The 14,282-nt window shown below is 64.0% G+C and carries 13 protein-coding genes; 2 read left to right on the top strand and 11 right to left on the bottom strand.

Going from position 1 to position 14,282, the window contains the following annotated elements; translation table 11 throughout:
* Positions 1-45: 45 nt before the first annotated feature.
* Complete coding sequence (locus tag FW760_RS16325; protein WP_078479611.1) at positions 46-1,011, top strand: GlxA family transcriptional regulator; 966 nt, start codon at positions 46-48, stop codon at positions 1,009-1,011.
* Between the two features lie 6 nt (positions 1,012-1,017).
* Here the strand turns inward: FW760_RS16325 and FW760_RS16320 are convergent, their stop codons facing one another.
* A complete protein-coding gene (locus tag FW760_RS16320; protein ID WP_054915307.1) occupies positions 1,018-1,365 on the bottom strand; it encodes a hypothetical protein in 348 nt (115 codons plus the stop codon).
* 203 nt (positions 1,366-1,568) lie between these two features.
* Here FW760_RS16320 and FW760_RS16315 point away from each other — a divergent pair, with 203 nt between their 5' ends.
* Positions 1,569-3,239 carry a BCCT family transporter gene (locus tag FW760_RS16315; protein WP_054915306.1) on the top strand — a complete coding sequence of 557 codons (1,671 nt, stop codon included), beginning with the start codon at positions 1,569-1,571 and terminating at the stop codon, positions 3,237-3,239.
* A gap of 139 nt (positions 3,240-3,378) precedes the next feature.
* On the opposite strand, the gene FW760_RS16310 is transcribed toward FW760_RS16315, so the two are convergent.
* The 10 genes from FW760_RS16310 to FW760_RS16265 form a co-directional block, all read right to left on the bottom strand.
* Positions 3,379-4,089 carry a 3'-5' exonuclease gene (locus tag FW760_RS16310; protein ID WP_043864532.1) on the bottom strand — a complete coding sequence of 237 codons (711 nt, stop codon included), beginning with the start codon at positions 4,087-4,089 and terminating at the stop codon, positions 3,379-3,381.
* Complete coding sequence (locus FW760_RS16305) at positions 4,086-5,963, bottom strand: DUF294 nucleotidyltransferase-like domain-containing protein (RefSeq protein WP_043864531.1); 1,878 nt, start codon at positions 5,961-5,963, stop codon at positions 4,086-4,088. The genes FW760_RS16310 and FW760_RS16305 overlap by 4 nt, the downstream gene beginning before the upstream one ends.
* A gap of 38 nt (positions 5,964-6,001) precedes the next feature.
* Positions 6,002-6,706 (bottom strand): hypothetical protein, encoded by a 705-nt coding sequence (locus FW760_RS16300; protein WP_058541322.1) that lies wholly within the window; start codon positions 6,704-6,706, stop codon positions 6,002-6,004.
* Between the two features lie 37 nt (positions 6,707-6,743).
* Positions 6,744-7,133, bottom strand: a complete 390-nt coding sequence (locus FW760_RS16295; RefSeq protein ID WP_043864529.1) for a helix-turn-helix domain-containing protein — start codon at positions 7,131-7,133, stop codon at positions 6,744-6,746.
* Between the two features lie 4 nt (positions 7,134-7,137).
* Complete coding sequence (locus FW760_RS16290) at positions 7,138-7,440, bottom strand: type II toxin-antitoxin system HigB family toxin (RefSeq protein WP_054915303.1); 303 nt, start codon at positions 7,438-7,440, stop codon at positions 7,138-7,140.
* 134 nt (positions 7,441-7,574) lie between these two features.
* Complete coding sequence (locus tag FW760_RS16285; RefSeq protein WP_313328501.1) at positions 7,575-8,843, bottom strand: OprD family porin; 1,269 nt, start codon at positions 8,841-8,843, stop codon at positions 7,575-7,577.
* Between the two features lie 84 nt (positions 8,844-8,927).
* A complete protein-coding gene (locus FW760_RS16280) occupies positions 8,928-10,586 on the bottom strand; it encodes a cation acetate symporter (protein ID WP_058541320.1) in 1,659 nt (552 codons plus the stop codon).
* Complete coding sequence (locus tag FW760_RS16275; RefSeq protein ID WP_043864525.1) at positions 10,583-10,909, bottom strand: DUF485 domain-containing protein; 327 nt, start codon at positions 10,907-10,909, stop codon at positions 10,583-10,585. Before FW760_RS16275 ends, FW760_RS16280 begins: the two co-directional genes overlap by 4 nt.
* 478 nt (positions 10,910-11,387) lie before the next feature.
* The gene (locus FW760_RS16270; RefSeq protein WP_043864524.1) at positions 11,388-12,173 is read right to left on the bottom strand and encodes a sulfite exporter TauE/SafE family protein; all 786 of its coding nucleotides are present in this window, start codon (positions 12,171-12,173) and stop codon (positions 11,388-11,390) included.
* Between the two features lie 155 nt (positions 12,174-12,328).
* Positions 12,329-14,209, bottom strand: coding sequence for a methyl-accepting chemotaxis protein (locus FW760_RS16265; RefSeq protein WP_116055018.1), 1,881 nt, complete (start codon positions 14,207-14,209; stop codon positions 12,329-12,331).
* Between the last annotated feature and the right edge of the window lie 73 nt (positions 14,210-14,282).

The following is a 14,282-nucleotide window of genomic DNA, read 5'->3' as shown; positions in this document are numbered from 1 at the left end:
CCATTTCACGTGAAATCACGACGCCTTCAGGTTCGCCCCTTCGCCATGACCAGAACCATTGCCGTACTCGCGCTGCCCGGTGTTCAACTGCTCGATGTGTCGGGCCCACTGGATGTGTTCGCCCAGGCCAATGTCGAGGCGGGTCGGCAGGTCTACACGTTGCAGGTGGTGGCGTGCGAGCCAGGGCCCATTCACAGCTCGTCCGGTGCGCGGCTGTTGCCCGACCTGGTGGCAGGTGAGCCCGGGCAGCGCTTCGACACCTTGCTGGTGGCCGGGGCGCCGGATGCGGCGCGGATGCAACTGAACAACACGCTGCTGGCCTGGATCCGCGATTGCGCGGGCCAGTCGCGCCGCTTCGGCTCGGTGTGCACCGGCGCCTTCGCGCTGGCGGCCAGCGGGTTGCTGGATGGGCGGCGGGTGACCACGCACTGGGCCGCGGCACAGGCCCTGGCACAGCGTTACCCGAGCCTGAGCGTGGAAGAGGATGCGCTGTATGTGCGCGACGGCAAGCTGCGCACAGCCGCCGGGGTCACTGCCGGGCTGGACCTGGCGCTGATGCTGGTGGAGGAAGACCTGGGCCGTGAAATCGCGCTGCGGGTAGCGGCGCAACTGGTGATGTTCTTCAAGCGCCCGGGCGGGCAGTTGCAGTTCAGCCGCAAGGGCGAGGCGCAGCCAGCCGGGCGTTCGGTGTTGCAGCAAGTGCAGCGCTGGGTGGCCGCCAACCCGCAGCTGGCGCTGACAGTCGAGGCACTGGCCGAACATGCCGGCCTCAGCCCCCGGCATTTTGCCCGGCTGTTTCATGCCGAGGTGGGCGTCACGCCCGCAGCCTGGGTGGAGTCGGCGCGGGTGGCCGCTGCACGCGCCCTGCTGGAGGCCGGTGGTGATGCGCCCAAGCAGGTCGCCGCCAAATGCGGCTTCGCCAACGCCGACACGTTGCGCCGAGCGTTCTTCAAGCACGTGGGGGTGACACCTGCCGAGTACCGCAAGCGTTACGGGCACGGCGGGGCGTAGCAACGCTCAGTCGTGCTCCTGGCCCAGGTAGAGCAGCTCGCTTTCGAACAGGTTCTCCAGCATCTCACGCGTCACCGGCTCCACCAGCGTGCCCGCATGGTGGGTGATGCGCAGGCTGGCGCCGGCCTGCTCCAGCGCATCGATGATTGCCAGCAGCGTTTGCTGCTGCGTCACCGTGCCTTGCTCGCTGGGCACCTCCAGGGCGAAGTCCGTGGTATCGAACAGCACGACCGGCGTTTGCGTGCCCACCTTGCGCATCAGCTCGCCGATGCTGTCGGCAGACCACTGGCGCAGCAACTTGACGATCCCTGGCTTGTGGTCGGCGGCGGTGACGGCGATGGCGTATCGGGACATGGGGGCTCGCTTGAGTCGTGCAATAAAGGGCCGGCAAGGTGAATGCAAATAATGGCAAAAAGCCTTGAACCGATGACGGGTGCGGCGGTCCGACCTCAGGCCTGCTACCCTGTGGCCTTCACATTTCTCGTTTTGCCATAGGAACAGCGGGGCTATCAGATCACTGCACGTCGAAGCGTGCCAGCAATTCAAGGAGCTATTTCGTGGGAAGAACCCCCTCCAACGACACACCCGGGCATTCTCAGCCGCCGACCGTCGACGGCATTCCAGCTCCCAGCGGTGAAGTAAACCTGATCGATACCGACTACGTCGTCGGCCAGGACAATTTCAAGGGCGAGTTTTCCTTCTCGCTGGACATCCACGGCAAGGTGTTCCTCATCTCTGCCGCCACCATCTTCCTGTTCGTCATCCTCACCCTGGCCTTGCAGAACGAAGTCGAGCCGGTGTTCAGCGCCATGCGCAGCTGGTTGACCGCCAACCTGGCGTGGTTCTTCATGAGCACCGCGAACATCTTCGTACTGCTGTGCCTGGGCCTGATCGTCTCGCCGTTGGGCAAGGTGCGCCTGGGCGGGCGCGAAGCGGTGCCGGACCATTCCTATGTGGGCTGGTTCTCGATGCTGTTCGCCGCCGGCATGGGTATCGGCCTGATGTTCTATGGCGTGGCCGAACCGATGTCGCATTTCTCGGCCGCCATGGGCGGGGTCACCCTCGACGCCAACGGCGTGCGTACCGACTGGGCGCCGCTGGGCGGTGCAGGCGGTGATGCCAAGGTGGCGGCCGACATGGCGATGGCGGCCACCATCTATCACTGGGGCCTGCACCCGTGGGCGATCTACGCGATCGTTGCGTTGTCGCTGGCGCTGTTCACCTACAACAAGGGCTTGCCGCTGTCGATCCGCTCGGTGTTCTACCCGTTGCTGGGTGAGCGCGTGTGGGGCTGGCCGGGGCATGTGATCGATATCCTGGCGGTGTTCGCCACGCTGTTCGGCCTGGCCACTTCCCTCGGGATCGGTGCCGAGCAGGCGGCAGCCGGGCTCGAATACCTGTTCGCGATCCCCTCGACCAATGTCAGCAAGGTGCTGCTGATCATCGGCATCAGCATCATCGCACTGGGCTCGGTGCTGGCCGGCATGGACAAGGGCGTGAAGATGCTGTCCCAGGTGAACATGGGCCTGGCGTTGCTGCTGCTGGTGTTCATCATCGTGGTCGGGCCGACCCTGGCGATCTTCACCGGCTTCTTCAGAAACCTTACGGCATACATCGAGTACCTGCCGGCGTTGTCCAACCCGGTAGGGCGCGAGGATGCCGAGTTCACCCAGGGCTGGACTGCCTTCTACTGGGCGTGGTGGATCAGCTGGTCGCCGTTCGTGGGCATGTTCATCGCCCGTGTCAGCCGTGGCCGCACGGTGCGCGAGTTTCTCATCGCCGTGTTGCTGGTGCCCTCGCTGGTATCGGTACTGTGGATGACCACTTTCGGCGGCACCGCCATCGATCAGACCGTGAACCAGCACTTTGCCGGCGTGACCGATGCGGTGCTGGAGCTCAAGCTGTTCGCGATGCTCAGCGGCCTGCCGCTCAAGGAGATCACCTCGTTCATCGGCATCGTGCTGGTGGCGGTGTTCTTCATCACCTCGTCCGACTCCGGCTCGCTGGTGATCGATACCATCACCGCCGGTGGCAAGGTGGATGCACCGGTGCCGCAGCGGGTGTTCTGGGCGGTGATGCAGGGCGTGATCGCGATTGCGCTGTTGCTCGGTGGCGGCTTGATTGCGCTGCAGGCGATGGCGGTGTCGACCGGCCTGCCGTTCGCCATCGTGTTGCTGCTCGGCTGTGTGTCGCTGGTCAAGGGACTGATGTCGGAGCCGCGCGGTTAAAGCCCGCCCGGCGCAGCAACTTTATTGTGGGGGCGTAGCAGCCGGCCTTGCCGGCGATGGCGTGCATGGCGCCCCTGGCCCGGCGTAGCCGGGCATCGCCAGCAAGGCTGGCTTCTGCACAAAGCCAGTTTGCTGGCGTTCAATCCCACAGCCGCCCGATTTCCATTCCCGCTTCGAACCGATGTGCCACCTGGGCCTGCAACAGCTCGGCCGTGGCCAACGCATCGGTCAGGGCATGGTGCGCGTGATACGGCGGCAGGTGATAGCGCGCGCGGCTGTCGGCCAGGCGTATCGAGGCTGGCGGCCGGCGCAGCAGGCGGTCCCGCCAACTGCGTTTGCCACGGTGCAGCAGTGCTTCCAGCTGCATGGTGTCGATCACCGGAAACTCCAACCCCTCACCCAGGTGCCGTCGCACCGCATTGTCGAGAAACCCGCGCTCCAGGTTGCGGTAATGCACCACCATCACATGCCCGGCCATGGCTCCCAGCAACGCGTTGAGCACATGGGGCAGGGTGGGCGCATGGCGGATGTCGCTGTGGGTGATGTGGTGGAAGGTCACCGACTCGTCGCTCAGTTCGGTGCGCGGTTTCACCACCCAGTAGCGCGCCTCGGCGCAGCGGATGCGCTGCAGGGTGAAGGGCATCAGGCCAATGCTGACAATGGCGTCCTTCTGCGCATCCAGCCCGGTGGTTTCCACATCCAGCGCCAGCAACGGCACCTGCTCCAGGGGAGTGCCAGCCGGCACCACGCCGGCGGCATAGAAGTTCTTCAGCAGCGGGTTGCGCGCCTGGGCTGCCAATGCCTGAAAGCGCGTTGCCCAGTCGATACGGTCGATACCACGCGGCTTCATCGCGAGTGCCGCACGATGCCAGGGTAGCGAAAGCGCAGGAACTTCTGCGCATGGCTCAGCACCTGGAACGCTTCCTTGAGGTTGTGTCGCTCGCTGCTGGAGAAGCGCTCGGGCTCGATGTAGTTGTCCGGCTGCTGGCCGTTTTCGAGGGCGTCCACCTGGTGCCGAATGCGCACCATCGACAGGAACTCCAGCGCATAACGCAGGTGCTCGATGGCCGCCGGCTGCATCAGCTTGGTGGCGCTGATGGCTTCCAGGCGCTCGACCGAGTTCTGCGCGGTACTGGCGCAGGCCAGGGCATGTACGCGAATCAGGTCGGTGAGCGGTGCGGTGCCGCGGCCCTTGAGGTTGATGATCTGTTTCTGGCGGCCGTCGGTTTCCATCACGAAGGTGCGGAAGAACCCCAGCGGCGGCGTACGGTTCAGTGCATTGCGCGCCATGGCGGTAAGAAAGGCGGGGCTGGCGCTGGACTTCTGCGCGCACAGGGTCTTGAGGGTTTCCACCAGTTCCAGCTGGCCATACACCCCGTCGAGGTCGAAGAAGATGCTGCTGTTGAGCAGGGTGGCCGCGTTGGGTTTGTCGATCCACTGGGTGAAGTAGCCCTTCCATACCCGCAGCGGCTGGCGCCACTGGTCGTTGGTGGCCATGATCCCGCCCTTGCAGTAGCTGTAGCCGCACGCGGCCAGGCCGTCGCTGACGAAGGTGGCGAGTTTGAGGAAGTAGGCGTCGTGCTGCACCGGGTCGAAGCTGTCGTCCAGCACCAGGGCGTTGTCCTGGTCGGTGACCAGCAACTGTTCGTCCCGCGCCATCGAGCCCAGCGCCATGAAGCAGTACGGCACCGGCGGCGGGCCCAGGTCGCGTTCGGCCAGCTCAAGCAGGCGCTGGGTGAAGGCGCGACCGATACCGGAAATCGCGCTGCCGATCATGTGCGCGGTGGCGCCATCGCGCACCATGCGCACATAGGTGCCGCGCAGGTCGCGCAGCAGCGAGCGCAGGCCGGCCACGCTGTTCTGGTTGGAGATGCTGTTGACCAGGTGCAGGCTGCTCTGGGACTCGTGGCGGATGATGTCCGACAGGTTGATCAGCCCCAGCGTGCGGCCCTTGTGCACCACCGGCAGGTGGTGGATGTTGCGCCGCAGCATGCACAGCATGGCTTCGAACACCGAGTCGTTGGCCTGGATCACCACCGGATCGCTCGACATCACCGTGCTGATGGGCAGGCTGCTGCTGAGGTCGGCGGCCAGCACGCGGGTGCGCAGGTCCCGGTCGGTGACCAGCCCCAGCAGTTTGTCGGGGGCATCCGGTACCGGTTCGACCACTGCCACGCACGACACGCTTTCGGCGGCCATCAGGCGCGCCGCGTCCAGAATCGAAGTGTCCTGGCTCACCCACACCAGGCTGCGCGAGAGCAGGGTGCGTGCCTTGAGCTGGATCAGCTCGCTGGCGCGGCCCTGGCCTTCGACAGCGGACTTGAGACGCGAATGTCCTTCGGCCTCCACGAACTCGGCAAAGCTGTCGTGCTGCTCGCACAGTTCGGCAAACAGGTCTGCCGGAATGAAGTAGATCAGGCTGTCTTCCAGCGCCTTGGCCGGAAAGCGCACCTTGTTGCTGCGCAGCAACCCGGCCTGGCCGAAGATGTCGCCTTCGCCCAGGCGGTTGTAGAGCTCGCCGTTGCGCCGGTAGATCTCCACCGCACCGCTGCGCACGTAGTGCAGGTCCTGGATGCTGGCGCCTGCTTCCAGGATGGTGCTGCCGGCCTTGAAATAGCTCACCTGGATTCGTGGCGCAATGCCGTTGAGGGTTTCTTCGGGCAGGGCGTCGAAAGGGGCGAAACGGTGGAGGTGATCGCGAACCTCCAGAAGCTCGATCTGCATGCAACCTCGCTGAATGTGGGCGTGAAGTGGACCGGGGCTCAGGGCCGCATCAACGGCTCGACGCCGATCCAGGATTTTTTCGGGTGGTGGCACAGTTGCAGTGGCGCCACAGTAACCGACTGCCCGTCGATTTCCAACGTGCCCAGGTTGATCGTCCACTTGGCGTCGGCGTTGAAGTCCGGGGTGTTGAACGCGACGTAGACCGAGCCATAGCGGCTGTTGTTGGTGAGCTTGGGAATGCGCCGGTGCACCTCGTCACTGTTGATGTCGAACGGCGAGGGGCGCACGTAGTCCTTGCCCGAAAGCGGGAAGTCGTTGTTCAGCGCGCCCAGGTAAAGGTCCGGGCGGGCCGCCAGGCGCTGGCCATTCTCGAAGGTCAGGTAGGCCTTGCGGCTGTCGTACAGCATGGGGATGGGCGCTTCGCCCGACCCTGCCTTGAGAGGCTGCTGGCGATTCTTGTTGAAGCCGATCACCTGCACGTAGAACTCGCGCTGTGGCGAGCCATGGGGCACGCTGAAGTAACCCTGCGTGTAGGGTCGATCTCTCCACATCAGCGCATGGTCGTAGAGGTAGGTGTACAGGTAGAAAGTCTTGACCCCGTGCGCGGTCGGCACCTCGAACACCTGGCGCGACTCGCACAGGTCGGCATAGGCCGGGCGCTCTCGCGGGTAGGGCACGCAGGCGACGAGCAGGGCGCTCAGGGCAAGGGCAAGTGGAAAACGGTGGAACAGAACGTGCAACATGCCGGGCCTCCCTGGCTCGATAGCTCTGCGCAAGCAGTCAACGTGTAGTGTCGACGCCCTGTACTTGTCGAGGTTTTATCAGGCTTTGCGCCGGAATTCCGAACATTTCGTGCAACCGCCATATCATCGGCAGTGTCAGCGCTCTCGTTCCATTGAGTACTTCGTAGACCCGGTTCTTCCGGCCGATTGCCGGTACCAGGTCGGCGGCGCTCAGGCCGGACTGCTCCATTCTGAAGCGAATAGCCTCGATGGGGTCGGGCAGGTCGAGCGGAAACTGCTTGGTCTCATACGCCTCTATCAGCGTGACCATGACATCGAAGTAATCACCTTCGGGCGTGCCGGGTTCCGGCTCGTTGTCGAACAGCTCGGACACTGCGTTCAACGCGGCCTTGTAGTCCTGCTCGGTATGAATTGGGTGAATGTTCACAGGATCACTCCATCTCAACGGTGTCGGCGTCAATGCCATCGTATTGTTCGTGAGTACCGACAAACTTGATGTAGATGGCTTCGAAGCGATAGGCCACGGCAGCCACGATCCGATAGTCATTGCCTTTGATATTGAACACCACTCTGCGACTTTTGAGGATGCTGGCATTGCCGAACTGCGCCTTGATATCCGCAGGCGTGGACCATCTTGCCTGCCTGGCTTCGTCAATCCATGAGAGCAAGGGTTGCTTGGATGCAGGATGCTTCTCGGAAAATGCTTTCAGGTGACTGATGGCAATGATTCTCATAAGGCCCCATTCTGGTCCCAAGGTGGGACTTTTTCAAGCGCGACTTCCAGTTGTTCGTCGCTTGATGACGTCAGACGTTGCCCTCTGGACCACGAGCAACGCCTGAGTGTTATCGGCGAATGGCCAATGTTCAATTACCAGAGTGCAACGGTGTACGACAGAATCAGCCGGTTCTCGTCCAGGTCGTTGCCGAAATGCGTGGAGCGTACCGTGGCGTTGCGCCACTTCACGCCGACGTTTTTCAGCGGGCCGCTTTGCACCACGTAGCCGATATCGGTGTCGCGCTCCCACTCCTTGCCATCGGGCCGCCCCGCACCCAGGTCGATGCCGTCGCCGCGCAGGTAGCGGGTCATGAAGGTCAACCCCGGCAGGCCCACGCTGGCGAAGTTGAAGTCGTAGCGGGCCTGCCACGAGGTTTCGTCCTTGTTGGCGAAGTCGCCGATCTGCACGAAGTTCACCAGGTAGGCATCGGCACCGTTGAGGTAGGCAAAGCCGGTGTCGCCGCGCATGCGCTGGTAGCCCACACCGAAGGCGTGGCCCTGTATGCCATAGGTGAACATCGCCCCCAGCGCCTTGTTGTCGACGTTGCTGGCGCCGTCGTCGCTGGAGCGGGCGAACCGGATATCGCTTTTGAGTGACTGCCCCTCGCCCAGCGCCCAGGTGTGGTTCAGGCCCACGAAGTGCTGGCGGTAGAGGTTGTCGAGCGCACCGTAGCTGTAGCTGGTGCTCAGGCTGTCGGTCCACTTGTAGTTCAGGCTGGCGAAGTCGAAGCGATCGCTGTCGCTGCGCCGGGCCACGATGTTTTTTGCCGCGCCCGTGGTCACGCCCATGTCCTCGTAGTCGGTGGAGTCGCGCTGGTTGACCTGGCGCAGCCGGCCGATGTCGAGGTTCAGGTTCTCCAGCTCCTGCACGTTCAACTGCCCGCCGGAAAAGGTCTGCGGCAACAGGCGCGAGTCGTTGGGCATCAGCACCGGCAGCCTGGGTATCAGGGTGCCGACCTTCAACACGCTGTGACTGGCGCGCACCTTGGCGGTCAGGCCCAGCTCGCTGTACTCGCCCTGGGCACGGCGCGGTGCCTCGCGGTCACGCTGCAGCAGGCCGCTACCACTGCGTTCGGGGCTGGAATCGAGCTTGAGCCCGAGCAGGCCGATGGCGTCCACCCCAACGCCCAGGGTGCCCTCGGTAAAGCCGGACTCGTAGCGCAGCACAAAGCCCTGGGCCCATTCCTCGGCCTTGGACTGCGGGGCCTCGTGCTGGCGAAAGTCGCGGTTGAAGTAGAAGTTGCGCAGTTCCACGCTGGCCTTGCTGTCATCGACAAAGGCCGCGTTGGCCGTGCTGCAAACGCCGGCGAGTGTTGCCGTGGCCAGCAGGCCAAGGCTGAACGGTGGGAAAGTGCGGTGCATGGTAAATCCTCTTTTTTGTTTTTATGAGGTGCAGCGATGCCCGCACGGGCCGCCGTAGCGGCCCGTGACAGGGGTTGCAGTGGTTCAGTGGCTGACGGCGGTGGCGGCGCCCAGGCCAGTCTGTGCGCGCACGAACTGGTCGTCGAAGGCGGCACGTTCGCGGGCTGCGCGGGCGCTGCGGTCGAGCCTGGACACAATCACCGTGACCAGGAACGCCAGCGGCATGGAAAACAGTGCCGGATGGTCATAGGGATAGATCGCCTGGGCGTTGCCCAGCACCGACACCCACACCGCCGGCGACAGGATCACCAGCCCCAGCGCGGTGATCAGCCCGGCAAAGCCGCCGGCCAGCGCGCCGCGGGTGGTCAGGCCTTTCCAGTACATGGCCATGATCAGCACCGGGAAGTTGGTGGAGGCGGCGATACCGAAGGTCAGGCCCACCAGGAAGGCCACGTTCTGCTTCTCGAACAGGATGCCCAGCAGGATCGCGATGATGCCCAGGCCGACGGTGGCGATACGGGTCACGCGCATCTCGTCCTTTTCGCTGGCGGTGCCCTTTTTCCACACGGTGGCGTAGAGGTCATGGGAGATGGCCGACGCACCGGCCAGTGCCAGGCCCGACACCACCGCGAGAATGGTGGCGAAGGCCACCGCCGACAGGAAGCCCAGGAACAGGTTGCCGCCCACTGCCTTTGCAAGGTGCATGGCGACCATGTTGCCGCCACCGATCAGCGCGCCCTTGAGGTCGCCGTCCACGTAGAACTGCGGGTCGGTGCCGACGATGACGATGGCCGCGTAGCCCAGCACCATCACCACCAGAAAGAAGAAACCGATGAAGCCGGTGGCGTAGAACACCGACTTGCGTGCTTCCTTGGCGTTGGGCACGGTGAAAAAGCGCATCAGGATATGCGGCAGCCCGGCGATGCCGAACACCAGCCCCAGCGACAGCGACGCGGCGTTGATCGGGTCGGCCAGCATCGAGCCGGGGCCCATGATGCTCCAGCCTGTGCTGTGCACGTTCACTGCGCGACTGGCCAGGGTTTCCAGGCTGAAGCCGAACTCGGCCATGGCCAGCAGCGCCAGGGTGGTGCCACCGGCCAGCAACAGCACGGCCTTGATGATCTGCACCCAGGTGGTGGCGATCATGCCGCCGAAGATCACGTACACCAGCATCAGGGCGCCCACCACCATCACTGCGGTGCTGTAGTCCAGGCCGAACAGCAGCTTGATCAGTTGCCCGGCACCCACCATCTGCACCACCAGGTAGCAGCACACCACGGTCAGCGAGCCGAAGGCGGCGAAGGTGCGGATGCGGGTCTGGTCCAGGCGGTACGACACGATGTCGGCAAAGGTGTAGCGCCCCAGGTTGCGCAGGCGCTCGGCCATCAGGAAGGTGATGATCGGCCAGCCGACGAAGAACGCCACGGTGTAGATGAAGCCGTCGTAGCCCTTGGCGAACACCAGGCTCGACAGGCCCAGCAGGGTGGCCGCCGACATGTAGTCGCCGGCAATCGCCAGGCCGTTCTGGAAACCGCTGATGCCGCCGCCGGCGGTGTAGAAGTCGGAGGTGGAGCGGGTCTGGCGCGCGGCCCACCAGGTGATCGCCAGGGTGCCCAGCACGAACACGAAGAACATCGCGATGGCGTGCAGGTTGACCGGTTGTTTGTCGGCCACCAGCGGCGCCGCGAAAGCCGCCGGGGTCAGCAGCAGGCTGCTCAGCACTAGCAGTGCGGTGCGGTTCATTTCGACTCCTCCAGTACCTGTGCGCTGAGGCTGTCGAAGCGGGTATTGGCGCTGCGCACGTACCAGCCGGTCAGCAGCCACGACAGCACGATCAGTGCCGAGGCCACGGGAATGCCGAGGGTCAGTTGGCGACCGTCCCCCAGCGGTGTGTGCAGCACCTGCGGGTAGAACGCCACCACCAGCATGAACAGGTAGTAGGCACCCAGCACTGCGGCGCTGAGTGACCAGGCCAGGCGCGATCGGGTGCGCACCAGTTGCTGGAATTTGGGGTTGGCGCGGATGCGGTCGCAACTCTGCGCGTGATCGGTTGGGGCGTGCGTCATGGGTGGGGCTCCTTTGTTGTTTTTATTGCCTGGGGCGGGCCATCGACTTTGTTGCGGGTGTGGGGCGTCAGGGCGGCGGGCAGGGCTCGCAGCCAGACGGTAAATGCGGTGGGGCAGGCGCCGGCGCGCCGCGATCAGGTCGCGGGGCGGGGTAACGTGCGCGGGGGTGAGCCGAGGTTGAGCAGGCTCGTACAGGCAGGGGCGAGGCCCTGGTGAGAATTCGACATGTGTGGCACCCGTTGGCTGATTGTTAGCTCTTGATGTCAGCTGCCCCCTTGTCGGTGGCGGCAGCGCAGATGGCTCCGGGCATCTTATATAACAATGTCGGGTTGTTATGGAAGTACTACCTGTGATGTATAGTATAAATACTATATGTGGTTCCGCAAAAAGCTTCGCCGGCAAGGCCGGCTCCTACATGATCACGGTAGGAGCCGGCCTTGCCGGCGAATGGCGTCGACGCGTTGTCGGAAAGATGCGCTCAGAACGCGAGCTTGTACCCGATCAGCAACAGCATCCCCGCCAGGCAAGGGCGCAGTACGTTGTCGGAAATGCGCCCGGTCAGGTGGCTGCCCAGGTAGATCCCCGGCAACGAGCCCAGCAGCAGGTAGCCCAGCAACGACCAGTCCATGTTGCCCATGCTGGCATGGCCCAGGCCGGCGACCAGGGTCAGAGGTACGGCGTGGGCGATCTCGGTGCCCACCAGGCGCCGGGTGACCAGGTACGGGTACAGCAGAAACAGCGCGACAGTGCCCAGGGCGCCCGCGCCAATCGAGGTCAGTGACACCATCACGCCCAGCACCACGCCAGTGACCACGGTCAGGGCGTTGAGGCTGCGTTCGCTGAGGTGGTAGCGGTCACCGGCGTGCTTGCTGGCAAACGCCTGCAACCGCGACTTGAACAGGATGGCCAGCGCCGTGAGGATCAGCACCACCGCCAGGCCTTGCTTGATCACGCCGTTGAGCGTCTGGGTGTCGGTATGCAGGGTGCTCAGAAACCACAGGGTCAAGGCCGCCGCTGGCACGCTGCCCATGGCCAGCAGCCCGGTGATCTTCCAGTCGATGTTCTTTTGCTTGCTGTGCACCCAGACGCCACTGGCCTTGGTAATGGCCGCATACAACAGGTCGGTGCCCACTGCAGTGGCCGGGTTGATGCCGAACCAGAGCAGGATCGGGGTCATCAACGAACCACCGCCAACGCCGGTCATGCCGACAATGAACCCAACAACCAGGCCTGCGATGGTGAAACCAAAAGAACCTACATCCATAAATACCTAAACACCCAGCGAGCCCGTGATCGGATGGCGCCAGCATAAAGGTTTTTTTATAGCCAAATAGACTTGTTCGTTATTAGTTTATAACCGTAACGCAGCAGGCGAGGGTGCCATCGACCGCCTGGGCGGCCGATGGGCGAGGGCGGGGGTCAGATCTTGAAGCTGTCTACCAGTTGCTTGAGGCGCCCGGCCTGACGCGCCAGGTCATCGCAGTGCTTTAGGGTGTCGTTGAGGTTGGCCACACCCTGCTGGTTGAGCACGTTGATCTGGGTGATGTCCAGGTTCAGGCTCTCGACCACGGCGGTCTGTTCCTCGGTGGCGGCTGCTACCGACTGGTTCATGCCGTCGATCTCGCCAATGCGCAGGGTCACGCTGGTCAGGCGTTCGCCGGCCTGGTTGGCGACCTGCACGCTCTGCTCGCTGGACACCTGGCTGGCGTTCATGTTGTGCACTGCCTCGCGCGACCCCACCTGCAGGGTGGTGATCATCTTATGGATCTCTTCGGCCGATTCCTGGGTACGGTGCGCCAGGTTGCGCACTTCGTCGGCCACCACGGCAAAGCCGCGACCGGCTTCACCGGCCCGTGCTGCCTCGATGGCGGCGTTGAGTGCCAGCAGGTTGGTCTGCTGCGAGATGCCCTTGATCACGTCGAGGATCTGGCCGATGTCATCGGTGCTGGCGTTGAGGGTTTCGATCTGCTCGCACGACTCGCTGATCTTCTGCGACAGCGCCGTCATCGCGCTGATGGTCTCCTGCATCACCTGGCGACCATCGTTGGCCTGGTCGCTGGCACCGCTGGCATGTTGCGAGGCATCGGCGGCGTTGCGCGCGATCTCCTGGGTGGCGGCGCCCAGTTCGTTGATTGCAGCGGCCACGCTGTTGGTGCGCAGGCTCTGTTCCTCGGAGCCGATGATCGAGGCGTTGGAGGCGCTCATCACGCGTTCCGACAGGTCGTGCACCTGGCGGGTGGCCGAGGCCACTTCGGAAATGGATGCATGGATGCGCTCCACGAACTGGTTGAAGGCACCGGCCAGTTCGCCGAATTCATCCTTGTTTTCCACGGTCAGGCGCCGGGTCAGGTCGCCTTCGCCCTGGGCGATGTCCTGCATGGCGCGGCCCATGGTGGTGAGGGGGCGCATCAGCACCGGAATCAGCAGGCTCAGCAGGCCGGCGATGGCGGCCACGGCGATCAGCATGGCGATGATGGCCGAGGTGCGGAACTGGCTCAGCGGGGCATAGGCCTTTGCCTTGTCGATGGACAGGCCGATGTACCAGTCGGCCGACGGCAGGCCGCTGACCGGGGCGAACGAGATGATCCGCTGTTCGCCGTTGAGGGTCACGTCGTGCAGGCCGGCGGCGACCTGCAGGTTGCTGCCGGGGTAGATGTCCTTGAGGTTCTTCATGGCCTGGTCGCTGTCCGGGCTGACGATCATCTGCCCGTCGCGGTCGACCAGGAAGGCGTGGCCGATACCGCCGAAGTCCACGGCATTGATGATGTCCACCAGGGTGGCCAGGCTCAGGTCGCCGCCCACCACGCCGACCAGTTCGCCGTTGCTCTTGACCGGCATCGCAATGGTCACCACCAGCCCGCCGACAGCCGCCAGGTAGGGTGGGGTGAGCATGGGTTTGCCGGCGGCGACAGCAGCTGTGTACCAGGGACGTTGGCGCGGGTCGTAGCCGTCGGGCATTTTCGCGTCCGGGCGCTGGGTGAACACGCCGTTGGTCTGGCCCACATAGGTGAACTGGAAGTTCGATGTGAAGGCGGGCTGGTCGACCAGCCCGGGGAAGTCGGCATTGGCGCCCTGGTGGGCGATGTTCTGGGCCAGGTTTTCCAGCACCAGGATGCGCCCGCTCATCCAGTTCTGCACACTGCTGGCTGTCAGCGCGCCGGCCTGGTTGACCGACGATTCGATGTTCTGGCGGATGGTGTTGCGTTGCAGGTAATCGTTGTAGAGGGTGAACAGTGCAAAGGCCAGCACGACGACTGCGCTGGCGCTGAGCAGGATCTTGTGGCGAAATTTCAGGTTCATGTTTCGAGACCTTTAGCCAGATAGGGGAAGTGACGGCGTCACGGGTCGGAGCCTTGTGAGCACCGCCATCGTG

It is taken from the genome of Pseudomonas sp. 1176_21 (genome assembly GCF_052850635.1).
The sequence above is the reverse complement of the archived record's forward strand: the minus strand, read 5'-3'. Positions and strand labels throughout refer to the sequence as shown.

Excerpts from the sequence above, each read along its gene's own strand:
- FW760_RS16320 (WP_054915307.1), bottom strand. The coding sequence starts at position 1,365 with ATGTCCCGATACGCCATCGCCGTCACCGCCGCCGACCACAAGCCAGGG.
- FW760_RS16310 (WP_043864532.1), bottom strand. The coding sequence starts at position 4,089 with ATGAAGCCGCGTGGTATCGACCGTATCGACTGGGCAACGCGCTTTCAG.
- FW760_RS16305 (WP_043864531.1), bottom strand. The coding sequence starts at position 5,963 with ATGCAGATCGAGCTTCTGGAGGTTCGCGATCACCTCCACCGTTTCGCC.
- FW760_RS16285 (WP_313328501.1), bottom strand. The coding sequence starts at position 8,843 with ATGCACCGCACTTTCCCACCGTTCAGCCTTGGCCTGCTGGCCACGGCA.
- FW760_RS16300 (WP_058541322.1), bottom strand. The coding sequence starts at position 6,706 with ATGTTGCACGTTCTGTTCCACCGTTTTCCACTTGCCCTTGCCCTGAGC.
- FW760_RS16290 (WP_054915303.1), bottom strand. The coding sequence starts at position 7,440 with ATGAGAATCATTGCCATCAGTCACCTGAAAGCATTTTCCGAGAAGCAT.
- FW760_RS16265 (WP_116055018.1), bottom strand. The coding sequence starts at position 14,209 with ATGAACCTGAAATTTCGCCACAAGATCCTGCTCAGCGCCAGCGCAGTC.
- FW760_RS16270 (WP_043864524.1), bottom strand. The coding sequence starts at position 12,173 with ATGGATGTAGGTTCTTTTGGTTTCACCATCGCAGGCCTGGTTGTTGGG.
- FW760_RS16280 (WP_058541320.1), bottom strand. The coding sequence starts at position 10,586 with ATGAACCGCACCGCACTGCTAGTGCTGAGCAGCCTGCTGCTGACCCCG.
- FW760_RS16325 (WP_078479611.1), top strand. The coding sequence starts at position 46 with ATGACCAGAACCATTGCCGTACTCGCGCTGCCCGGTGTTCAACTGCTC.
- FW760_RS16275 (WP_043864525.1), bottom strand. The coding sequence starts at position 10,909 with ATGACGCACGCCCCAACCGATCACGCGCAGAGTTGCGACCGCATCCGC.